General features: G+C 32.3%; 21 protein-coding genes and 2 tRNA genes. 14 read left to right on the top strand and 9 right to left on the bottom strand.

Features of this window, described 5'->3' with window-relative positions; all coding sequences use genetic code 11:
- Nucleotides 1–99 precede the first annotated feature (99 nt).
- From ACKTTR_RS01550 to ACKTTR_RS01505, 10 genes are all read left to right on the top strand, one after another.
- A complete protein-coding gene (locus tag ACKTTR_RS01550; RefSeq protein ID WP_408026210.1) occupies nt 100–1,434 on the top strand; it encodes a choice-of-anchor B family protein in 1,335 nt (444 codons plus the stop codon).
- Entirely contained in the window at nt 1,435–2,760 is a 1,326-nt protein-coding gene (locus ACKTTR_RS01545; RefSeq protein WP_408026209.1) for a hypothetical protein, read from the top strand.
- Between the two features lie 3 nt (nt 2,761–2,763).
- Entirely contained in the window at nt 2,764–3,522 is a 759-nt protein-coding gene (locus ACKTTR_RS01540) for an MbnP family protein (RefSeq protein WP_408026208.1), read from the top strand.
- A gap of 1 nt (nt 3,523) precedes the next feature.
- On the top strand, nt 3,524–4,591 hold the full coding sequence (locus ACKTTR_RS01535) for a cytochrome-c peroxidase (RefSeq protein WP_408026207.1): 1,068 nt from the start codon (nt 3,524–3,526) through the stop codon (nt 4,589–4,591).
- A 135-nt stretch (nt 4,592–4,726) separates the two neighbouring features.
- Nucleotides 4,727–5,056, top strand: coding sequence for a HesB/IscA family protein (locus tag ACKTTR_RS01530; protein ID WP_408026206.1), 330 nt, complete (start codon nt 4,727–4,729; stop codon nt 5,054–5,056).
- Nucleotides 5,057–5,089: 33 nt separating this feature from the next.
- A complete protein-coding gene (gene sufB / locus ACKTTR_RS01525; protein ID WP_408026205.1) occupies nt 5,090–6,538 on the top strand; it encodes a Fe-S cluster assembly protein SufB in 1,449 nt (482 codons plus the stop codon).
- A gap of 16 nt (nt 6,539–6,554) precedes the next feature.
- Nucleotides 6,555–7,415, top strand: a complete 861-nt coding sequence (locus ACKTTR_RS01520; protein ID WP_408026204.1) for an N-acyl homoserine lactonase family protein — start codon at nt 6,555–6,557, stop codon at nt 7,413–7,415.
- A gap of 10 nt (nt 7,416–7,425) precedes the next feature.
- Nucleotides 7,426–8,178 (top strand): Fe-S cluster assembly ATPase SufC, encoded by a 753-nt coding sequence (gene sufC / locus ACKTTR_RS01515; protein ID WP_408026203.1) that lies wholly within the window; start codon nt 7,426–7,428, stop codon nt 8,176–8,178.
- A 97-nt stretch (nt 8,179–8,275) separates the two neighbouring features.
- On the top strand, nt 8,276–9,589 hold the full coding sequence (gene sufD / locus ACKTTR_RS01510; RefSeq protein WP_408026202.1) for a Fe-S cluster assembly protein SufD: 1,314 nt from the start codon (nt 8,276–8,278) through the stop codon (nt 9,587–9,589).
- A gap of 52 nt (nt 9,590–9,641) precedes the next feature.
- A complete protein-coding gene (locus ACKTTR_RS01505) occupies nt 9,642–10,514 on the top strand; it encodes a LytTR family transcriptional regulator DNA-binding domain-containing protein (RefSeq protein WP_408026201.1) in 873 nt (290 codons plus the stop codon).
- Between the two features lie 6 nt (nt 10,515–10,520).
- On the opposite strand, the gene ACKTTR_RS01500 is transcribed toward ACKTTR_RS01505, so the two are convergent.
- Both ACKTTR_RS01500 and ACKTTR_RS01495 read right to left on the bottom strand, forming a co-directional pair.
- Nucleotides 10,521–11,123 carry a hypothetical protein gene (locus tag ACKTTR_RS01500; protein WP_408026200.1) on the bottom strand — a complete coding sequence of 201 codons (603 nt, stop codon included), beginning with the start codon at nt 11,121–11,123 and terminating at the stop codon, nt 10,521–10,523.
- A 7-nt stretch (nt 11,124–11,130) separates the two neighbouring features.
- Entirely contained in the window at nt 11,131–11,940 is an 810-nt protein-coding gene (locus tag ACKTTR_RS01495; protein ID WP_408026199.1) for an alpha/beta hydrolase, read from the bottom strand.
- 193 nt (nt 11,941–12,133) lie between these two features.
- Here ACKTTR_RS01495 and ACKTTR_RS01490 point away from each other — a divergent pair, with 193 nt between their 5' ends.
- Together ACKTTR_RS01490 and ACKTTR_RS01485 are read left to right on the top strand one after the other, a co-directional pair.
- Nucleotides 12,134–12,337, top strand: coding sequence for a hypothetical protein (locus ACKTTR_RS01490; protein WP_408026198.1), 204 nt, complete (start codon nt 12,134–12,136; stop codon nt 12,335–12,337).
- Between the two features lie 131 nt (nt 12,338–12,468).
- Nucleotides 12,469–13,188 carry a DUF547 domain-containing protein gene (locus ACKTTR_RS01485; protein WP_408026197.1) on the top strand — a complete coding sequence of 240 codons (720 nt, stop codon included), beginning with the start codon at nt 12,469–12,471 and terminating at the stop codon, nt 13,186–13,188.
- A gap of 58 nt (nt 13,189–13,246) precedes the next feature.
- On the opposite strand, the gene ACKTTR_RS01480 is transcribed toward ACKTTR_RS01485, so the two are convergent.
- The 5 genes from ACKTTR_RS01480 to ACKTTR_RS01460 all read right to left on the bottom strand — a co-directional run bounded on the left by ACKTTR_RS01480 (nt 13,247) and on the right by ACKTTR_RS01460 (nt 18,989).
- The gene (locus ACKTTR_RS01480) at nt 13,247–13,618 is read right to left on the bottom strand and encodes a VOC family protein (RefSeq protein WP_408026196.1); all 372 of its coding nucleotides are present in this window, start codon (nt 13,616–13,618) and stop codon (nt 13,247–13,249) included.
- A gap of 12 nt (nt 13,619–13,630) precedes the next feature.
- On the bottom strand, nt 13,631–14,077 hold the full coding sequence (locus ACKTTR_RS01475; protein WP_408026195.1) for an SRPBCC family protein: 447 nt from the start codon (nt 14,075–14,077) through the stop codon (nt 13,631–13,633).
- A gap of 126 nt (nt 14,078–14,203) precedes the next feature.
- Nucleotides 14,204–14,779, bottom strand: coding sequence for a hypothetical protein (locus ACKTTR_RS01470; protein ID WP_408026194.1), 576 nt, complete (start codon nt 14,777–14,779; stop codon nt 14,204–14,206).
- A gap of 157 nt (nt 14,780–14,936) precedes the next feature.
- Nucleotides 14,937–16,145 (bottom strand): 2-oxoglutarate dehydrogenase complex dihydrolipoyllysine-residue succinyltransferase, encoded by a 1,209-nt coding sequence (odhB, locus tag ACKTTR_RS01465; RefSeq protein ID WP_408026193.1) that lies wholly within the window; start codon nt 16,143–16,145, stop codon nt 14,937–14,939.
- A 117-nt stretch (nt 16,146–16,262) separates the two neighbouring features.
- Nucleotides 16,263–18,989, bottom strand: a complete 2,727-nt coding sequence (locus tag ACKTTR_RS01460) for a 2-oxoglutarate dehydrogenase E1 component (protein ID WP_408026192.1) — start codon at nt 18,987–18,989, stop codon at nt 16,263–16,265.
- Nucleotides 18,990–19,259: 270 nt separating this feature from the next.
- On the opposite strand from ACKTTR_RS01460, the gene ACKTTR_RS01455 reads away from it, so the two are divergent.
- Both ACKTTR_RS01455 and ACKTTR_RS01450 read left to right on the top strand, forming a co-directional pair.
- A tRNA-Asn gene (locus tag ACKTTR_RS01455) sits at nt 19,260–19,333 on the top strand.
- Between the two features lie 61 nt (nt 19,334–19,394).
- Nucleotides 19,395–19,468: transfer RNA gene (locus ACKTTR_RS01450), tRNA-Asn, on the top strand.
- 151 nt (nt 19,469–19,619) lie between these two features.
- On the opposite strand, the gene ACKTTR_RS01445 is transcribed toward ACKTTR_RS01450, so the two are convergent.
- Both ACKTTR_RS01445 and ACKTTR_RS01440 read right to left on the bottom strand, forming a co-directional pair.
- Nucleotides 19,620–20,390: a 3-hydroxybutyrate dehydrogenase gene (locus tag ACKTTR_RS01445; RefSeq protein WP_408026191.1), complete on the bottom strand. Its 771-nt coding sequence runs from the start codon at nt 20,388–20,390 to the stop codon at nt 19,620–19,622.
- On the bottom strand, nt 20,383–21,165 hold the full coding sequence (locus ACKTTR_RS01440) for an alpha/beta fold hydrolase (RefSeq protein WP_408026190.1): 783 nt from the start codon (nt 21,163–21,165) through the stop codon (nt 20,383–20,385). Before ACKTTR_RS01440 ends, ACKTTR_RS01445 begins: the two co-directional genes overlap by 8 nt.
- Nucleotides 21,166–21,171: the final 6 nt, after the last annotated feature.

Genomic DNA, 21,171 nt, shown 5'->3' with positions numbered 1-21,171 from the left:
TAAGGTAATCTATACAAAATAAAAATAGGGTTTTGTTGTTTTTGTATGTTATATAAATAGTTAATTACTTAATTTAGTGCTTATAAAACCCTACTACTCATGAAAAACCTTCGAATACTAGTTGTTTTAATCGGAATATTATTTATATATGCCTGTTCTTCTCCAAATGAAGATCCTGTAAGTGATCAGGATAACGATGGTATTGTTGACGCTCAAGACAACTGTCCAGCAACCGCAAACCCAAACCAAGAAGATGCAGATGATGATGGCATTGGTGACGTATGTGATGATAACACACCCACTAATAAAAAACCATGTAAAAATGGAATGGCAGATGGTTTTCCTTGTAATGGCTACGACCTCCTATTAAATATCCCTGTAAACACGTTTAATGCAGCAGAAGTAAATGATAGTTGGGGATGGACAGACCCAACTAACAATAAAGAATACGCTATTGTAGGCTTAGATAATGGTACCGCTTTTGTTGACATAACTGATACTGAAAACCCAGTATATTTAGGTAAACTTCCTACTCCTACTATTAGTAGCGCTTGGAGAGATTTAAAAGTATATAAGGATCATGCGTTTATAGTTGCTGACAATAACCAAGGTGATACAGGGCATGGTATGCAGGTGTTTGATTTAACTAGATTAAGAAATGTAACCAATCCTCCTAACACATTTACAGCAGATACACATTTTACCGATTTTGGGAAAGCGCACAATATTGTAATTAATGAAGATACTGGTTATGCATATCCTGTAGGTACTGATAGAGCTGAAACATACAAAGGAGGCCCTTTATTTATCAACATCCAAACCCCTAAAAACCCTGTAAGCGAAGGTGGTTGGGGAACCGATAATTACAGTCACGATGCCCAAGTAGTTACTTATAATGGCCCTGATACCGATTATGCTGGTAAAGAAATTTTAATAGGAAGTAATGAAAATGAAATTGTGATTGTTAATATTACCGATAAATCAAATCCAGTAACTATCTCTAAAATTTCATATGCTAATGTGGGGTACACTCATCAAGGTTGGTTTACTGAAAATCAGCAATATTTTATTTTAGGAGATGAGTTAGATGAGCAAAAATTTGGTAACAACACAAGAACAATTGTTTTTGATTTTTCTGATTTAGATAACCCTAAACAACATTTTACTTATAACGGACCTACCAAAGCAATCGACCATAATTTATATGTGAATGGAACTACTCTTTATTTAGCCAATTATACTGCGGGTATTCGTTTTATTGATATTTCTAACATTGAAAGTAAAAACATTACTGAAGTAGCTTATTTTGATACCCACCCAGAAAATGACAATGCTAATTTTAATGGTGCTTGGAATGTATACCCTTACTTTAAAAGCGGAAAAATTGTTGTAAGTGATATTAACAGAGGCTTATTTATTCTTAAAAAACAATAAATGCTTAAAAAACTTTCACTATTACTTTTCTCTTTGATTGTTTGCAACTGTAGCAAAGATGATGGTATACAATTTAACTCCTCTTCAAAAGCTCCTGAAGTTAGCTTAATTAAAACTCTTGGAGGTTCTGTAAACGAAAGTGGCAGAAGTGTAATAAACACTTCTGATGGAGGTTATATTGTAGCTGGCTACACTCAAAGTATTGATGGAGATATAGAAACCACTAGGAACACAATTCAATATGATTTTTGGGTCTTAAAATTTAATACAAACGACAATCTTCTATGGCAAAAAACCTATGGAGGTTCAAAAGATGACAAAGCATTTAAAATCATTCAAACAAATGACAATGGTTTTGCTATTGTAGGCTATGGAAAAAGTAATAATGGAGATGTAAATACAAACGAAGGGTTTGATGACGTTTGGGTATTAAAACTAGACAGCAGCGGTACAATAGTGTGGAAAAAAACTACTGGTTTCTCTGGAGCTGATCAAGGCTTTTCAATTATTCAAACTTCTGATGGAGGTTATTTTATTGGAAGTATTTTAGATGTTACTGCGTCAGGAGGCTTGGGCAATTCAAAAAAAGCAGCAAAGCACGCTGGTGGAGACTATTGGGGAATTAAGCTCAACACTAACGGAGATATTGAATGGAGGAAGTACTTTGGAGGAACAAATACTGATACTTGTTACGACGTAGCTGAAGCCACCGATGGCTATCTATTAATTGGCTCTTCTGATAGTAATGATGTAGATATAAAAAACAATAAAGGCTCTTACGACTTTTGGATTGTTAAAACTGACAAAAGCGGAAATTTACTTTGGGAAAAATCTTTTGGTGGTACAGAAATTGATGAGGCTAGAGCAATAACAAAAACCAATGATGGAAATTTTATTATCGTAGGAGATACTCGTAGCTCTGATAAAGATATATCTCAAAATAATGGTGGTGCTGATTTATGGGCTATAAAAATAACTAGTCAAGGAAAATTACTTTGGGAAAAGAATTACGGAGGAACTAGTTTTGATGTCGGTAGATCAATTAAAAAGACATTAAACGGAGACTTTCTAATATCTGGAAGTTCAAGAAGCGCTGACAACAATTTCACTAACAAAGGTCAAAATGACGCATTGATTATGAAAATAGACACAAACGGGAATCTATTATGGCAAAAGACAATAGGAGGTACAGAAATAGATTTTTGTTACGATGCAGTTGAGTTAACAAACGGAAATATTATTGCTGTAGGTGAAAGTAGTAGTAATAATCAAGACATAACAATAAACAAAGGTTTTTCGGACCTATTAATTATCAAACTAAAATAATAAATGAAATATTTTTTAACTTTCTTTCTTAGTGCATTACTTTTTTCTTGTAGCTCAGATAATGATGAATCTATCAAAGAAGTTTCAGTAAAGCTAAAATTTAGTCAAAACTGGGATGGTACTTTAATTGAAAAATCTGACCTAGAAAACACCGAGTTCACCAACAAAACAGGAAGTAAACTCTCTATAAGTAGACTACGCTATTTAATCTCACGCATTAGCCTTGTTAATGGCGCAGGAGATACAACAAAGTTTGATAGTTACAAGCTAATTGATGTAAGTAAACCGGACAGTTTAACCTATACTCTTTCTGAAAAAATATCAGAGGGAAGCTATAAGCTACTTTTTGCCTTCGGTTTTAATAATAGTGATAATCAAAGTGGAGTATATCCAGATTTAAACTCTGCTGATTGGAATGTACCCGATATGATGGGAGGGGGATATCACTTTATGCAACTAGATGGTAAATACAAAGACACTTTAGGAGTAGAAAATCCATATAATTTTCATGCAGTAAGAGCTTACAATAAAGAAAAAGACTCTATTCCAGACACTTCTTTTGGAGTTGAAACTGGTTCTATCCTATTAAAAAACAATGCTACTATAGAAATAAAAATGAATGTAGCTGGGTGGTTTAAAAGTCCTAATGATTGGGATTTAAACGAAAAAAGTGTTGATTTAATGATGGATTTTGAAGCTCAGAAAGAAATTTCTGAAAATGGGAAAAGTGGTGTATTTAGCTTAGGAAATATTTCTCAATAAAATGATAAAAAAAAGTATACATCTTACTTTACTAATACTTCTTTTAATAAGTTGTTCTTCAAAAGGAGAAGAAGAGAGTGTATACACACCTGTTCAAACTAGTTTAGAAATCCCTGAGTTATTTCAACAAAAATTAATAGCTCCTGTTATTCCAACTAACAATCCTTTAACAATAGAAGGAATTGCCTTAGGTAAAAAGTTATTTTTCGACCCTATTTTATCAAAAGATAATACACAATCTTGCGCTAGTTGCCACGACCCAAAAAACGCTTTTACCGATGATACTCGTTTTAGCGAAGGTATCGACGGAAAATTCGGAACACGAAACTCAATGCCGCTATTTAATTTAGCTTGGAATTTTGATGAACGTTTTATGTGGGACGGAAAAGAACTCAGTATTGAACGTCAAGCATTTTCACCAGTTCGTAATCCAATTGAAATGCATAGTGATTGGAAAAATGTAGCTAAAAAACTACAAGAACATGCTGAATATCCTACGCTTTTTAAACAAGCTTTTGGAGCATTAAAAATAGATTCAACCTTAGTTACCAAAGCAATCGCTCAGTTTGAAAGAACCTTAATTTCTGGGAATTCAAAATTTGACCAATACCTTTTAGGTAAAGTTGAGTTAACTCTGGAAGAACAAAACGGGTTTAATGTGTTTATGGATGAAACTAGAGGAGATTGTTTTCATTGTCACGGAAGCGACAACAATCCTTTATGGACAGACAACAAATTTCACAACAATGGCTTAGATGAAACTTTTACTGATTTGGGGTTAGGCGCTGTTACAGGTGATCCAAATGATCATGGAAAATTTAGAAGTCCTTCCTTACGAAACTTGAAATTTACCGCTCCTTATATGCACGATGGACGATTTGCTACTTTAGAAGAAGTAATTAACCATTATTCTGAAGGGTTAAAACTATCTTCTACAATTGATCCTTTAATGAAAAAAGCTAACCAAGGAGGTGTGCAACTTTCAGATAAAGATAAAGCAGACTTAAAAGCTTTTCTTTTGAGCCTTTCCGATGATGATTTTGTAAACAATCCTAAATTTCAACAATAATCTTCTAACAATCAGCAAGTAGATTTAAAGTATAAACAATTTTTATCGCTTAATAACTATATTCATTTCAAAAAATGATATAAATCATATTTTGTCATTATCTTTGCAGTCACTTAGATTTAATCTATTTAAACGATGATAAAAGTTTCAGACACAGCAAAAAAGAAAGTCATTGAACTAATGACCGATGACGGATTTGATACCAGAACCGACTTTGTTCGTGTTGGGGTGAAAAGTGGCGGTTGTTCAGGATTATCATACGACTTAACTTTTGACAAAACCCAACAAGAAAACGATAAGGTTTTTGAAGATAACGATGTAAAAATTGTTGTTGACAAAAAGAGTTTTTTATACCTAGTTGGAACAACTTTAGAATATTCTGGAGGTTTAAACGGTAAAGGATTCGTTTTTAACAATCCTAATGCTAACAGAACTTGTGGTTGCGGAGAGAGCTTCTCTCTATAAGCCTATACATCACAAAAAGAATACAAAAAACTGATGAGTAAATACACCGAGGACGATTTAAGAGAAGAATTAAAAACCAAAGAGTACGAATATGGTTTTTATACTGATATTGAAAGTGAAAAGTTTCCTAATGGGATAAACGAGGATGTCGTTCGTGCCATTTCTAAAAAGAAAAATGAGCCAGAATGGATGACTGAATGGCGTTTAGACGCTTTTAGAGTTTGGGAACAAATGGAAGAACCAGAGTGGGCTAATGTTACCTATAAAAAACCGAGTTTCCAAGATATTTCTTACTACTCAGCACCTAAAAAGAAACCTAAACTAAACAGTTTAGATGAGGTGGATCCTGATTTACTAGCAACTTTTGAAAAATTGGGAATTTCTTTAGAGGAACAAAAAAAATTAGCTAATGTAGCAGTTGATATTGTAATGGATTCTGTTTCTGTAGCTACTACTTTTAAAGAAACGTTAGCTGAAAAAGGAATTATTTTCATGCCTATTTCTGAAGCAATTCAAGAGCATCCAGAATTGGTAAAAAAATATATTGGTTCAGTGGTACCACCAACTGACAATTTTTATGCAGCATTAAACTCTGCTGTATTCTCTGACGGATCTTTCTGTTATATTCCGAAAGGAGTTCGTTGTCCTATGGAATTATCTACTTACTTCCGTATTAACGAAGGAGGGACTGGTCAGTTTGAACGTACTCTAGTTGTTGCTGATGAAAGCAGTTACGTTTCTTATTTAGAAGGATGTACAGCTCCACAACGTGACGAAAATCAATTACACGCAGCAGTTGTTGAGCTTATTGCTTTAGACGATGCTGAAATAAAATATTCAACAGTTCAAAACTGGTTCCCTGGTGATTCAGAAGGTAAAGGTGGAGTTTTTAACTTTGTTACCAAAAGAGGATTGTGTGAAACCAATGCTAAAATTTCTTGGACACAAGTAGAAACTGGATCTGCTATTACATGGAAGTATCCTAGTTGTATCCTTAAAGGGAACAATTCAGTAGGTGAATTTTATTCGATCGCAGTAACTAACAATCATCAGCAAGCTGATACAGGTACTAAGATGATTCACTTAGGAAAGAATACTAAGTCAACCATTATTTCTAAAGGAATTTCAGCAGGTAAATCACAAAATAGTTACCGTGGTTTAGTTCAGGTAAATTCTAGGGCAGAAAATGCGCGTAACTTTTCACAATGTGACTCATTATTAATGGGGAACGAATGTGGTGCACATACTTTCCCTTATATAGAGGTTAAAAATAAATCCGCTCAAATTGAACACGAAGCTACTACAAGTAAAATTGGTGAAGACCAATTATTCTATTGTAATCAACGTGGTATTGATACAGAAAAAGCTATTGCATTAATCGTAAACGGATTTAGTAAAGAAGTATTAAATAAGTTACCTATGGAATTTGCTGTAGAAGCTCAAAAACTACTAGAAATTAGTTTAGAAGGAAGTGTAGGCTAACCAAAACCGCAATAAAATGAAAAAAATATTTTTATTAGCTCTTATAACTATTGCTACATTTAGTTGTAAAAATGCTAAAAAGGAACAAACTACAGAAGATAAAACAGTTGAAAAACCTCAAGTAAAACTTCATGTTTTAGATGGTGGCTCAATTTTAGTTAACAAACTTGAAGTTTTTTCTCAAGATACAACATACACAGGACAGTCTAAACAGTTCTCTGATGCTTACTATGTAATATCTCACCCTAAAGGAAATTTAATGTGGGATGCTGGTTTACCTGAAACTTTAATTATAGACAAACCTTTTACAGAACCTTCTGGCACCTTTACTTTACAACGTAAAGATTCATTAAAAAACCAGTTAAAATCAATAGGGTTAACTATTAACGATTTTAAATACTTTGCATTATCACACCCTCATTTTGATCATACTGGTCACGCAAATGAATTAAAAAATGCAACTTGGTTAGTTCAAGAGAATGAGTATGATTTTATAACTAATGATTCTGCAAAAGTTAAAGATCCTGACACTTATAATTCTATTAAAGAATTAAAGAATGTAGAAAAAATTAATGGTGACCATGATGTTTTTGGAGACGGTACAGTAGTTATCAAATATATGCCAGGTCATACAATTGGTCATCAAGCTTTATATATTGAAGCTGGTTTAGAAAAACCTATCTTATTAACAGGTGATTTATATCACTTTGAAGAAAATAGAAAGACTAAAGGTGTTCCTTCTTTTAATTACAATGTTGAGCAAACTCTAGAAAGCATGGAGAAGTTTGAAGCTTTCGCAAAAGAAAAGAATGCTGAGGTAATTATACAACACTCACCTAAAGATTTCAAAAAATTACAAAATCTATTAAAAAAGTAACTATACAGTAATGTTAAAAATAGAAAACTTACACGCACAGGTAGAAGATAAAGATATTCTTAAAGGAATTAACTTAGAAGTAAAAGCAGGAGAGGTTCATGCGATTATGGGACCAAACGGTGCAGGTAAAAGTACCTTATCATCTGTAATTGCTGGTAATGAAACTTACGAAGTAACTTCTGGTTCTATTGAATTAGAAGGTGAAGATATTAGCGAATTAGCTCCTGAAGAAAGAGCTCATGCTGGTGTATTCTTATCATTTCAATACCCTGTAGAAATACCTGGTGTTACTGTTACAAACTTTATTAAAACAGCAATTAACGAATCTCGTAAAGCTCAAGGTTTAGAAGAAATGCCTGCTAAAGACATGCTTAAGAAGATTCGTGAAAAATCAGAGTTATTAGAAATTGATCGTAAATTCTTATCTCGTTCCTTAAACGAAGGATTTTCTGGTGGTGAGAAAAAACGTAATGAGATTTTTCAAATGGCTATGTTAGAACCTAAACTAGCTATTTTAGATGAAACTGATTCTGGTTTAGATATCGATGCTTTACGTATTGTTGCTAATGGAGTTAACAAATTAAAATCTAAAGATAACGCTGTTGTGGTTATTACTCACTACCAACGTTTATTAGATTATATCATTCCTGATTATGTACATGTTTTACACGATGGAAAAATCGTTAAAACGGGTGACGCTTCTCTTGCTTTAGAGCTTGAAGAGAAAGGGTACGATTGGATTAAAGAAGAGGCTAATAGTTAGAAAAGTTGAAAAGTAAAAAGTGAAAAGTTGCTCATAAAACAAGCATCTTTTCAGCTTTACAAACTTTTATACTTTATAAACTTTACAACTAAAAATAATGGAGTTGAGAGAAAAAATATTATCATCATACGTAGCTTTTGAAGACAGTGTAAACATTAATTCAGATTTACACGAAATAAGAACGAAAGCACTACAAAATTTTGAAAAACTAGGCTTTCCTACTAAAAAACTAGAAGCTTGGAAATACACTTCTTTAAATTCAATTTTAAAAGAAGATTATAGTATTTTTCCTGATAGAGATGCTTCTGTAGAGTTTGCTGATGTAAAAAAATATTTCATCCACGAAATAGATAGCTATAAAATAGTTTTTGTAGATGGAAAATACAGCTCTTTTTTATCAACTACTACTCATGATGGAAAAGATGTTTGTTTATTATCTGCTGCTTTTTCAAAAGAAAAATACAAACCTATTGTTGAAAAATATTTTAACAAAATAGCAAAACAAGATAATTTAACATCTTTAAATACTGCTTTTGCTACTGAAGGTGCATTTATTCACATTCCAAAAAATGTGGAGGTTGAAAAACCTATTCAGATAATTAACTTTACTACAGGTAAAGAACATGCAACGATGTTACAACCACGTAATTTAATTGTGGTTGAACAAAATGCGCATGTTCAAATTATAGAACGTCACCAAAACCTTAATAATAATGCTGTATTAACTAATACTGTGACTGAGATTTACACAGACACACATGCTACAGTAGATTATTATAAGATTCAAAATGACAACAATGAGGCTTCTTTAGTTGACAACACATACATTGAACAACAAAAAGAAAGCACTTGTTCTGTGCATACTTTTTCTTTCGGAGGAAATATCACTCGAAATAACTTAAATTTCTATCAAAAAGGAGAGCATATAAACTCTATCTTAAAAGGAATTACTATTATTGAAGGTAAACAACATGTTGACCATCATACTTTAGTAAATCACATAGAACCTAACTGCGAAAGTCACCAAGACTACAAAGGTATTTATGCTGATCGTTCTACTGGTGTATTTAATGGTAAAGTTATTGTTGAAAAAGAAGCACAAAAAACCAACGCTTATCAGCAGAACAACAATGTTTTAATTAGTGATAAAGCAACTATAAATGCAAAACCTCAATTAGAAATTTTTGCTGACGATGTAAAGTGTTCACATGGTTGTACTATCGGTCAATTAGATGATCAAGCATTGTTTTATATGCAACAAAGAGGTATTCCTAAAAAGGAAGCAAAAGCGCTATTAATGTATGCGTTTGCTAATACTGTTTTAGAGAGTGTTAAAATACCAGAAGTTAAAAAAAGAATTACCAAATTAATAGCCAATAAACTAGGCGTTAACATTGGTTTTGAACTATAAAACAAATAAAAAGGCATTATTAAACATAATGCCTTTTTAATTCTTTAATGTTATGAAATCTAAGTTTTTTAAAAACTTGTCAATTCCTTACCCTTATTTATTTCATACCAAAAGAAATCTTATCATTGCTTCTGCATTAAGCATAGTAATATTCCTAATTAATTATTACTTTACTCAAAATACTATCACAGATAAACCATATGCCTGCTTAACGGCTAGCGTAGTTACTTTTTTGAGCATCTTATTTTTTACTGAATTTGTTCCTAAAGTTTTTTTCACTGCTGAAATTAAAGAAAACTGGAACACTGTAAGAGAGTTTTTCTTTACAATTGGCATACTTATTTCTATAGCTATTTTTCAAAATAGTTTTTTATATCCTTTTAAAAGTGGTGTTAAAAGCAACTTTTTTTTAAGCCTTATTAATACTTTCTCTTACGTTATTTTAATAGGTACGATACCTATACTTATCATTATATGGATAAATTATGTTATCATCTTAAAAGAGAATTTAAGAAGTGTTAAAGCATACAATAAAGAGTTAGAAAAGGAATTAAAACAGAAAGACAAAGAAGTTGTTTTATCGATAAAAACAAATAATGTAAACGAAACATTAATACTTGACCTTACTACTTTTTTATTTGCTAAATCTGAAGGGAATTATGTAGACGTTTACACCAAAAATCTTAATTCAGTCGATATAAAACCCTATAGAATATCAATTCAAAAACTGCTCAATAGTTTATCAGATTATTCCTTTGTTTTAAGTACACATCGTTCTTATATAATCAATATTAAAAACATAAGAAGAACCTCTGGAAACGCAAGAAACTATAAAATTTCATTTCCCGATGTTTCACATGAGGTTCCTGTATCAAGAAGTAAGTTTAAATTATTTAAAGAGGAGTTTGACAAGTATTATAAATAGATTTTTTTATAATGTGTATCCTACTCCCATTCCAAAAAACAACCTTGAATCAAAGTCTCCTGGTCTGAATCTTCCACTATCAGTAATTCCTTTTAACGAACTCCAAATATCAAAAGTTACTGTTACCCTATTAAAAGTATAACCTAAAGAATTTATCATTCCATAATTAAAATAAGAATATGAGTGCTTATATTTTTCATAAACGTTTAAATGATCTACATATAAACTCCCTTTAGATTTTAAATTCGTATACCCTAAAAAAGTTTGAACCGACATATAAAATCTCCTTTTGTTAAATGGATAAAAACTAAAATCGAATAAACCAACAACTGATAAATCCCTTGTATAACCATCAACATGATCTGTGAACATGTTTTCGTTTTCATTTATAAAACTGTTTTGATATGCAGCCCCAGCCATTAAAGTTATTTTTTTACTTTCTAATAGCTTCCTTTTTGCTTTAAAAACTAAACCATAATGTTCTCCAAAACTAGTATTGATTATATCAGTTGTGTAACCTAATTCCAATTTCCACTTTCTAGTAGTATTAGATTCTTGAGCGTTCATTATAAAACAACTCAATAATAGTATATATAAGATATTCTTCATTTTTTTCTTATTCAATAATTTGTAATCCTTTTTTAAAACCTTGTATTGGGCTATTTCTATGTGAAGTGTTTTCAAATCTTTCATAACTAAAATTAAAATCATTATAGTTACTCAGCTCAAGTTGATTCGCCAAAGCATCAAAAGACGCATTCATACCAACTCCTTCTATGTCTCCCATAGACATATAAATACTTTTTCCTGCTAATAAATTCAATTCCTTTACCTCTACTTCTAAATCGAATATAAAAGAGTTATACCACATTAAATTAGGACTTACAGCTATTGCATTATCAAAAGGATTTTTTTGTCCCTCTTGCATCATTATATATAAAGCAAAATAGCCTCCTAGTGAATGTCCGTAAATTGTTTTAGTCAAACTCATTATTTGGTAATCTTCCTCAATCATAGGTATTAACTCAGAATTTAAAAAGTCAATAAATCTCTTTGCCCCTCCAGAATCTCCATCAAAATCTCTATCGTACGGGTAAGAATAATCTGTTCCTCTTTCGTTATCGCCAACATAACCAATACTTACTATAATGATATTCTCTTTGTTTTCTGAGCTTAGTATTTGCATACATTCATTGTAATAATCGTCACCATCTAGTAAATAAATTACATGATAATCTTTGGCAGTATCAACTTCTTTAAGGCTTCCTATTTTAACAGCGTATTTAAAATTTGTTGAGTTTGATTTTATAGTAAATTTTTGCTGTTTTATATTAGAAGGTAAATCTTCTTCAATACAACTCGTAAAGAAAAAGAGTATAAAACTTAAAAATAAGAACGGTCTTTTTGTGTAAGAATACATATTCATTTTTGATATTTTTTATTAATTCATATCAAAAATATCTCTCCTATATTCCTTCATAAATTATTAAAAGATATATGGTATGAAATGTTCCTTATTTGTGATAAAAAGACATTTTTAATTATATAAAAAGCTTACTAAAATTATTCATTTAGCTTTATAAATTGTTTTTCTTATCTTTATAAGAAACAGTTCTATCATGAATAACTCACTTAAAACAGTTGCTTTAATTTCCGGAATAGTAATTTTAGCGTACGGAGTATACACTCTTTTTAAACCAGAAACTCAAATTTCTATTGGCGATGTAGATCTAATAGAAGCTCAAGATAATACCAACTCTTATATTACCATCGCTGTTGGAATTATTGTTATTGCCTTAAGTTCAGTGATAGGTAAAAAATAAAAGCTACTTTTTTCAATTTAAAAACCACCTTTTAAAGGTGGTTTTTTACTTATATAAAATTTTATGTAATGAATTAAAATTAGCTACGTCAAAAGTACCGTAAACTAATTTATTTACTTAAAATTTAAAAAATGCGAAAAACAATTACCCTCACTTTTACCTGTTTACTACTTTTCGTAAGTATTCAATCAAAAGCACAAACCGATGTATATGATGCACTTTTAAAAACCTACGTTAGCCCTGAAGGAGATGTAGACTATAAAGGATTAAGAAAAAATCGTGCTTTGTTAGATATTTATATTAAGCATTTAGAAAATACCATACCAAGTAACAAATGGTCTACAAATGAAGCTAAAGCTTTTTGGATAAACGCCTACAATGCATATACTATTAAATTAATTTTAGACAGTTATCCTCTAAAGAAAATTACCGATATAAAACGTAAAGGGAGAAATGCATGGAAAATTCCATTTGCATCAGTTGGTAAAAAATTGTACTCACTTGACTACATTGAACATAAGATACTTAGAAGATGGTATGACGACCCTAGAGTTCATGTTGCTTTAAATGCAGCTTCTAAATCTGGACCTAGATTTGCAAACTTTGCTTTCACAAAGGAAAATATAGAAAAGGAATTACAAAATTTAATAAAAGCTTTTATAAATGATACTACGAAAAACAACATAACCCTAACCAAAGTTGAAGTATCAAAAATATTTCAATGGTACCAAGAAGATTTTACTTCTCGCAACACCTTAGTCGATTATATCAATAAATATTCAAGTATTAAAGCTAATGATAATGCTGAAGTTGTCTATTTAGAATACGATTGGAACTTAAATAGTAAATAATTAACATTCCTCTTTATATATTAAAGTAGCGGAAACAATTACTGTTTCTGTTACTTTTTTATACATGTTGATCTATTAAAATTGTATTACCGTCAGGATCAAAGAAAACAATACTTGCTGGCCCTTCAGTATCTTTATCTACTTCTTTTTTTAACTTAATATGGTTCTCTTTCAAATGCTTTTGAATAGCTCTTACATCATCAAAATCGTCTAATTTATTGGCGTTTTCATCCCAACCTGGGTTAAACGTAAGAATATTATTTTCAAACATACCTTGAAACAATCCAATCAATGAATTACCATTTTTCATAATCAAGTAATTTTTTTCTATTTGCCCTGCAAAAACAGTAAATCCAAGCATTTCATAAAAATCTTTTGATTTATCAATATCCTTTACAGCTAAACTAATTGAAAAAGCCCCTAATTTCATAATCTTATATTTTTAATTTCTTTCTTCAAACGGTATAATGATTCCTTTTTCTACGTAATTTTTAAGTCCATTTAATAGCAACGCCCAACAATAAGAAGAATGCTTAAAGTGATTACTTTGTTCAGTCCAACCTTTATGAAAAAAATGTACCCATGTGACTCCTTCATCCTTTTCAAACAAATCAAAACCAAAAGTGGTTGGATTCCAATCTTCATCCGACTTCGTCATTTTTATATAAAAAGATGTGTTTTTTTCGCACTTAATTACTTCTCCATACCAATTGTATGGTTCTCCAAAGAAAAAATTATACTCTGCTCCCAACTTGGGCACACCACTACATTTTAACGGCCACCAATGTACCAAATCATCCGGGTTAGTTATTGCCTTATAAACTTTGTTAGATAACTCATTTATAGGAAAGTTATGGTAAACGGTAAATCCTTCTTCAGTAACTTTCATAATAACCTGATTTTATAGTTATTAAAGTTACTAAAAAAATAAACAAACTCCCCATACAACATGTTGTATGGGGAGTTTAACTTACTAATAACTTTTTAAATTATATTACGCAAACATTATTAAACTTTATTCAGGACAATGTCCATTTAAACAATCTGCTCTATATTCAAAGCTATTATTATCACTTCTTTTTATCCAATATACTAACTCTGTTGTAGAAGCATTTACTGATGTATTACTTTGACCATTAAAATAGTCAACTTCCTCATCTGCATCTTCATCAAAAGCATTCCACCAATAATCACTATTTCCACTTCCCCAGTCAAGAGAAGGAGTAGTAACTGAATACTTCAATACAATTCTATAAATATATTCTCCACTTGCTCCATCATATACTTTACTCCAGCTATAACTCTTATGGCTATAATCTGGTCTATTTATTGCTTCACTAGATACCTCTATCACATTATCATCCTTTACCATTACCGTTGCTTTTAACCCCCACTTATTGTGAAAATAGATATACTTAATATTATACCAATCTGGTGTTTGAACTATGACCTTCTCTCCTCTATAATCATTTCTTGCTTCATTTTCTTGAACCGTACCAAAATCACTAATCAAATCCCTTTCACTACAAGAGATAAACACCAATGCTATAAAGCAAACTATCAAGGTTTTTACTGTTTTAATTTTTTTCATAATTTTTCATTTTTATAGCGTAATATAATTAAGTAACTATTTTTTTAATTACTTTGTTCGAAATTTAATAAAAAATATAAAACAAGCAAAATCCCACACTTTCATGTAGGATTTCAATATCAAAAAATCTAATTGTCTAAATTTATAACAATATCGACTACATTTCTAAGGCTTTCTTAGGATTGTTATCCATTAATAATTCTACTGGATTTTCTAATGCTTCTTTTACAGCTACTAAGAACCCAACAGACTCACGACCATCAATAATTCTGTGATCGTACGATAACGCTACATACATAATTGGCTGAATAACTACCTCACCATTTACCGCCATTGGACGATTAACGATGTTATGCATTCCTAAAATTCCACTTTGTGGAGGGTTGATAATTGGTGTAGATAACATAGAACCAAATACACCACCGTTAGTGATAGTAAAGGTACCACCCGTCATTTCATCAACTGTAATTTGTCCGTCACGAGCACGTAATGCTAAACGCTTTACTTCACTCTCAACACCTCTAAATGTTAAGTTTTCAGCATTTCTAATTACTGGCACCATTAGCCCTTTAGGACCTGATACTGCAATAGAAATATCTTGGAAATCGTGGCTTACTTTGTAATCTCCATCAATCATAGAGTTTACATCTGGATACATTTTTAAAGCTCTTACCACTGCTAAAGTAAAGAATGACATAAACCCTAAACCTACACCGTGTTTTGCTTTAAACTCTTCTTTATACTCGTTACGTAAGTCAAAAATTGGCTGCATGTTCACTTCATTAAATGTAGTTAACATCGCTGTTTCGTTCTTTACAGAAACTAAACGTTGTGCCACTTTACGACGTAACATAGATAATTTCTTACGCTCTGTACCACGAGATCCCATTCCTGGAGTTCCCATTGAAGGCACTGCTTTTACAGCATCTTCTTTTGTTACACGACCGTCTTTACCAGTTCCTTTAACATCAGATGCACTCATTCCTTTTTCAGCTAATACTTTCTTAGCTGCTGGAGATGCTGTACCAGTTGCATATGTTTCTTTTGCAGGTTCAGCTTTTGGTGCCTCTTTTTTCTCTTCAGCTTTTGGTGCCTCAGTTTTTGGCGCTCCAGCTCCATCAGGTTTTGCAGCATCCATATCAATATGACAAACTACTGCTCCTACTGCTACTGCATCACCTTCTTCAGCTTTTAAAGTGATTATTCCGCTTTCTTCCGCAGGTAATTCTAACGTTGCTTTGTCAGAATCTACTTCGGCAATTGGTTGATCTTTCTCAACGTAATCACCATCTTCAACTAACCAAGTTGCGATTTCTACTTCTGTAATTGATTCCCCCGGAGAAGGAACTTTCATTTCTAAAACCATCAGTTCTAAATTTTATATATCTGAATTATTTTATTTCTTTTATTTGGGCGTTTCCCTCTCGGGTCGGGCTTTTCGCGCTACACGGTAGCTTGCTTCAATCCCTAACGCTTTTATTTTTTAATCAAAAACCTTATCTATAATAGCTTGATGACGTCTTTTAAAACGTGCACTTGAACCTGCAGCCGGTGCCGAACGATACTCTTCTGAAGCACATTCTAACCTAGCCAATTCAAAACGTTCTAACATATAACTCCAAGCTCCCATATTTTTAGGTTCTTCTTGTGCCCAAACATAACGTTCTACATTTGGATACTTGTCCATTACTTCTTTAATTTTATCATTATGTAATGGGAACAATTGCTCTATACGAACTAAAGCTACGTCTTCTCTTCCTAATTTTTCACGCTCTGCTAATAAATCATAGTAGAATTTACCTGTACAGAACACCATTTTCTTAGCTTTTGACGTATCAATAGTATCGTCAATTACTTCTTGGAAAGTTCCGTTTGCTAAATCTTCAATAGGATTTACTGCTTTTGGTAAACGTAATAAACTTTTTGGCGTGAAAACAATTAACGGCTTTCTAAAGTTACGTTTCATCTGACGACGTAATATGTGGTACATATTTGCTGGCGTAGAACAGTTAGCTATTGTCCAGTTGTCAGTAGATGATGATTGTAAGAAACGCTCTATTCTTCCTGATGAGTGTTCTGGTCCTTGACCTTCATACCCATGAGGTAATAACATTACCAATCCATTTTGTAATTTCCATTTATCTTCTGCTGAAGAAATATACTGGTCGAACATAATTTGTGCTCCGTTGGCAAAATCACCAAACTGAGCTTCCCAAATTGTTAACGTGTTTGGAGCAGCCATCGCATATCCATAATCAAAACCTAACACTCCGTATTCTGATAAGTGAGAGTTGTAAATAGTCATCTCTCCTTTATTCTTTGGATTCGTGTTTAATAAGTTTACACGATCTAAGGTTTCTTCATCACGCATAATTGCATGACGGTGAGAGAACGTTCCTCTTTCAACATCTTCTCCTGAAATACGCACATCATATCCTTCTTCTAATAATGTACCATATGCTAAGTTCTCAGCCGTCCCCCAATCTAACAAGTTATCTTCAAAAACCATTTTTTCACGACCTTTTAAGATACGTTCTGCTTTACGAACAAACTTGTGTCCTTCTGGTGTTTTTGAAATAACTCTTGCGATATCTTTTAAATCATCTACTGAGTATGTTGTATCTACAGGTTGTAACATATCTTGTAATTGCTTACGTACAAACCCATCCCATACATCAGGCATGAACTCTTGAATTTTAGACGTTTTTTTCTTTTTAGATTCTGTAAATTCAGCTTCTAAGTGCGCCTTAAATTCATCTGTTATTTTCTGTAAGTAGTCCGCTGTTATGCTTCCTTCTTCAATTAATTTATTAGCATAAATTTCTCTTGCATTTTTGTGCTTAGAAATTGCTTTATATAGTTTTGGCTGTGTAAAACGAGGCTCATCTCCTTCATTATGACCGTACTTACGATATCCTAATAAATCAATAAAAATGTCTTTATTGAACTTCATACGATATTCAACTGCCATTTCCATTGCATGGCACACTGCTTCAGCATCATCAGCATTTACATGTAGTACTGGAGATAACGTTACTTTTGCCACATCAGTACAATATGTACTTGAACGTGCGTCTAAGTAATTGGTTGTAAACCCTACTTGGTTATTTACCACAATGTGGATAGTACCTCCTGTTTTGTATCCATTTAATTGTGCCATTTGCACAACTTCATATACAATTCCTTGTGCTGCCACTGCGGCATCACCATGTACTAAAATTGGAAGTACTTTATTTTCGTTTCCTTTGTAGTCTTTCTCTATTTTAGCTCTAACAATTCCTTCTGCAACTGCATCAACTGTTTCTAGGTGAGATGGATTTGGAACTAAATTCATCTTCATCTTTTGTCCACCTTGATACGCTTTGCTTAAAGTTAAACCTAAGTGATACTTAACATCTCCATCAATTTCTTGATCTTCAAAATCTTTCCCTTCAAACTCACTAAATAAATCGCGAATTGGCTTTTTGAAAATGTTTACTAAAGTATTTAAGCGCCCACGGTGTGCCATTCCTAACACACACTCTTCTACTCCATATTCTTCAGCCGCGTCTCTCAACGCTACACTTACTCCTGGGATTAACGTTTCACCTCCTTCTACAGAGAATCGTTTTTGCCCTACATACTTCGTTTGTAAAAAGCTTTCGAAAGTTGACGCTTGGTTAAGCTTCGTAAGAATATACTTCTTAGACTCTACATCATAACTAGGATGGTTTGCGTTTTTATTCAAACGCTCATTCCACCATTTTAACTCTTCAGGATTTCGTACATACATGTACTCTACTCCGATGCTTTCACAGAAAACAGATTTTAAATAGTTTATGATTTCTGCTAAACTTTTAGGTCCTATACCTAAAATCTCTCCCGCACTAAAAACAGTGGATAAATCTGATTGATTTAGTCCAAAGTTCTCAATGTCTAACGTTGGAGTGTATGTTCTTCTATTTCGTACTGGGTTTGTTTTGGTAAACAAATGACCACGGGTACGGTAACCATTGATTAAATCGATTACTAAAAACTCTTTACGTACTTCTTCAGGGACTTCTACCGAAACTTCTTCATCTGTTAATGAGTAATTCTCGTTAGCCAAATCATATCCTTGAAAAAAACTTCTCCAACTTGGTTCTATCGCATCAGGATTTTTTTGATATTGTTCATACAAATCACCTATAAAACCTGCATGTGCTGCGTTTAAGAACGAAAACTTGTCCATATATTTTGTTATACTTTTCTATCTATAAGAATAATGGTGACAAAAGTACAACTTTTACGAAAAATACCATTCCTTTTTAGTCTAATTTTAAACTCTTTAACGAGTATTAGCTTTTTGTTAAATTTCAGTTAAAAGCACATTTTTTAAAAAATAAATTGCTGAATTTCAGAAATAAAAGATTTTACTTGTACTTTTTATTAAAAATAATTTGCAGATATAAAAAAAGCCCTTAAATTTGCACTCGCATTTTAAGACAAGCATGTTTTAAATTCCTCCTTAGCTCAGTTGGTTAGAGCATCTGACTGTTAATCAGAGGGTCCTTGGTTCGAGCCCAAGAGGGGGAGCAAAAGGCAACGTAGAAGCCGATAATTTCTACAACACATATATATTGTTCTATATGAACATTCCTCCTTAGCTCAGTTGGTTAGAGCATCTGACTGTTAATCAGAGGGTCCTTGGTTCGAGCCCAAGAGGGGGAGCAAAAAGTAAAAGCCAATCTACAATAGATTGGCTTTTTATTTTAACTTAACTTAAACTTCACGCAGTAGCCTTACTTACCGAAAAAGACAAACTTGACTACTGTGTTCTTATATATTCAAAAATTTAAAAAACAAAGATTATTATTTAACTTTATTGCGCACTCCAACCTCCATCTAAAGCAAATGAAGTTCCTGTAATTGTTGATGACGTTTCTTTTGCTAATAGCAAAGCCATATCAGTAATTGTTTCTAACGGAACAAACTGTTTTACCACCTGTTTTTTTAGCATTACTTTTTCTACAACTTCTTCTACAGACATATTATGTGCTTTAGCTTGGTCTTTTATTTGACCTTCTACTAAAGGTGTTTTTACATACCCTGGGCAGATTGCATTACATGTTATGTTATAAGGCGCTCCTTCTAATGCCAAGACCTTAGTCATACCTATTACACCATGTTTTGAAGCCACATACGCTGTTTTAAATTCTGACGCTCTTAAACCATGAACTGACGAAACATTGATGATTCTACCAAATTCCTGAGCTTTCATAAAATTCCATGCTTTTTTGGAAGCATAGAAAGCTGCATTCATATTAATAGCAATGATATTTTCATACCTATTATTCGGAAAGTCTTCAATTGGAGCAACGTACTGTATTCCTGCATTGTTAATAAGCACATGCAATGCTCCAAACACTTTTATTGTTCGCTCAATTAATTCTTCAACCTCATCAGCAACAAGTAAATTCGCATTTGAAAAAGAGACCTCTACATTATACTTCCTCCCAACTTCCTTAGCTATTTTATCACCATCAGCTTCTAAACCATGAAACATAATACTATAGCCCACCTTAGCAAAACCTTCTGCAATACCCAAACCGATACCACTAGTGCTTCCTGTTATCAACGCTACCTTATTCATGATTCAAAAATTTTTCAAGTGTTTTATTAAATGCTTCTGGCTGATCTATAACTACTCCATGCCTTGAGTTTTCAATTACTGATAATGTTGCATTCTGCATTCTTTTTACATATTCTTCCTTAAAAGATACTGGTGTATAATCCATATCAGAAGCTACCACTAGCGTTCTTGTTTTAATTTCTTCCAGCTCATCTCCTAAGCCCCAATCCATCAATGTGACAAATGAATTATAATACGCATCATAATTATTTTTTTTACATCTATCTTCAAATTCACTTCTCATTTCAATCTGAGTATCTTCAGGAAACATATTATAAGCAATTTCTTTTGCTAAAGGTGTTAACCCTTTTGTCTTTAAAAACTCAGTTCTTGAACTCAACAGATCTTCACCTATTTTTCCCATTTTATTAAAATCTGGACCACTATTTACAATAACCAAATTATGTATGATTTCTGGATAGTTAGAGGTTAATTGAAAAGCTACTGCTCCTCCCATAGAAAATCCTATGACCGTAACTTTTTCTATTTTTAAAACATCTAGCAATTGTTTAACATCTTCAGTCATAAATTCAACTCCATAGTCTTTAGAGGGAATGGAAGTTTTTCCATGCCCCCGAAGATCTACTACCACAACACGATATTTTTTTGAAAAGAAAGGAATTTGCGCATCCCAATCTGCTTTGGTAGAACCTAATCCATGAAGAAACAGAAGAACGTCTCCTTTTCCATATTCTTCATAATCAAGCTCTATATTGTTTACTTTTACTTTTGGCATACTTTA

The organism is Tenacibaculum litoreum, assembly GCF_964513915.1.
GTDB classification, from domain to species: Bacteria; Bacteroidota; Bacteroidia; order Flavobacteriales; family Flavobacteriaceae; genus Polaribacter; species Polaribacter litoreum.
This window is presented reverse-complemented; position numbering and strand designations above follow the sequence as displayed.

What these genes read in the sequence shown, in the direction of transcription:
- odhB (WP_408026193.1), bottom strand. Translation starts at nt 16,145, where the DNA reads ATGGTTTTAGAAATGAAAGTTCCTTCTCCGGGGGAATCAATTACAGAA.
- ACKTTR_RS01470 (WP_408026194.1), bottom strand. Translation starts at nt 14,779, where the DNA reads ATGAAAAAAATTAAAACAGTAAAAACCTTGATAGTTTGCTTTATAGCA.
- ACKTTR_RS01495 (WP_408026199.1), bottom strand. Translation starts at nt 11,940, where the DNA reads ATGAATATGTATTCTTACACAAAAAGACCGTTCTTATTTTTAAGTTTT.
- ACKTTR_RS01535 (WP_408026207.1), top strand. Translation starts at nt 3,524, where the DNA reads ATGATAAAAAAAAGTATACATCTTACTTTACTAATACTTCTTTTAATA.
- ACKTTR_RS01520 (WP_408026204.1), top strand. Translation starts at nt 6,555, where the DNA reads ATGAAAAAAATATTTTTATTAGCTCTTATAACTATTGCTACATTTAGT.
- ACKTTR_RS01445 (WP_408026191.1), bottom strand. Translation starts at nt 20,390, where the DNA reads ATGAATAAGGTAGCGTTGATAACAGGAAGCACTAGTGGTATCGGTTTG.
- ACKTTR_RS01530 (WP_408026206.1), top strand. Translation starts at nt 4,727, where the DNA reads ATGATAAAAGTTTCAGACACAGCAAAAAAGAAAGTCATTGAACTAATG.
- sufD (WP_408026202.1), top strand. Translation starts at nt 8,276, where the DNA reads ATGGAGTTGAGAGAAAAAATATTATCATCATACGTAGCTTTTGAAGAC.
- ACKTTR_RS01545 (WP_408026209.1), top strand. Translation starts at nt 1,435, where the DNA reads ATGCTTAAAAAACTTTCACTATTACTTTTCTCTTTGATTGTTTGCAAC.
- ACKTTR_RS01440 (WP_408026190.1), bottom strand. Translation starts at nt 21,165, where the DNA reads ATGCCAAAAGTAAAAGTAAACAATATAGAGCTTGATTATGAAGAATAT.
- ACKTTR_RS01500 (WP_408026200.1), bottom strand. Translation starts at nt 11,123, where the DNA reads ATGAAGAATATCTTATATATACTATTATTGAGTTGTTTTATAATGAAC.
- sufC (WP_408026203.1), top strand. Translation starts at nt 7,426, where the DNA reads ATGTTAAAAATAGAAAACTTACACGCACAGGTAGAAGATAAAGATATT.
- ACKTTR_RS01480 (WP_408026196.1), bottom strand. Translation starts at nt 13,618, where the DNA reads ATGAAATTAGGGGCTTTTTCAATTAGTTTAGCTGTAAAGGATATTGAT.
- ACKTTR_RS01550 (WP_408026210.1), top strand. Translation starts at nt 100, where the DNA reads ATGAAAAACCTTCGAATACTAGTTGTTTTAATCGGAATATTATTTATA.
- ACKTTR_RS01485 (WP_408026197.1), top strand. Translation starts at nt 12,469, where the DNA reads ATGCGAAAAACAATTACCCTCACTTTTACCTGTTTACTACTTTTCGTA.
- ACKTTR_RS01460 (WP_408026192.1), bottom strand. Translation starts at nt 18,989, where the DNA reads ATGGACAAGTTTTCGTTCTTAAACGCAGCACATGCAGGTTTTATAGGT.
- ACKTTR_RS01490 (WP_408026198.1), top strand. Translation starts at nt 12,134, where the DNA reads ATGAATAACTCACTTAAAACAGTTGCTTTAATTTCCGGAATAGTAATT.
- ACKTTR_RS01505 (WP_408026201.1), top strand. Translation starts at nt 9,642, where the DNA reads ATGAAATCTAAGTTTTTTAAAAACTTGTCAATTCCTTACCCTTATTTA.
- sufB (WP_408026205.1), top strand. Translation starts at nt 5,090, where the DNA reads ATGAGTAAATACACCGAGGACGATTTAAGAGAAGAATTAAAAACCAAA.
- ACKTTR_RS01540 (WP_408026208.1), top strand. Translation starts at nt 2,764, where the DNA reads ATGAAATATTTTTTAACTTTCTTTCTTAGTGCATTACTTTTTTCTTGT.
- ACKTTR_RS01475 (WP_408026195.1), bottom strand. Translation starts at nt 14,077, where the DNA reads ATGAAAGTTACTGAAGAAGGATTTACCGTTTACCATAACTTTCCTATA.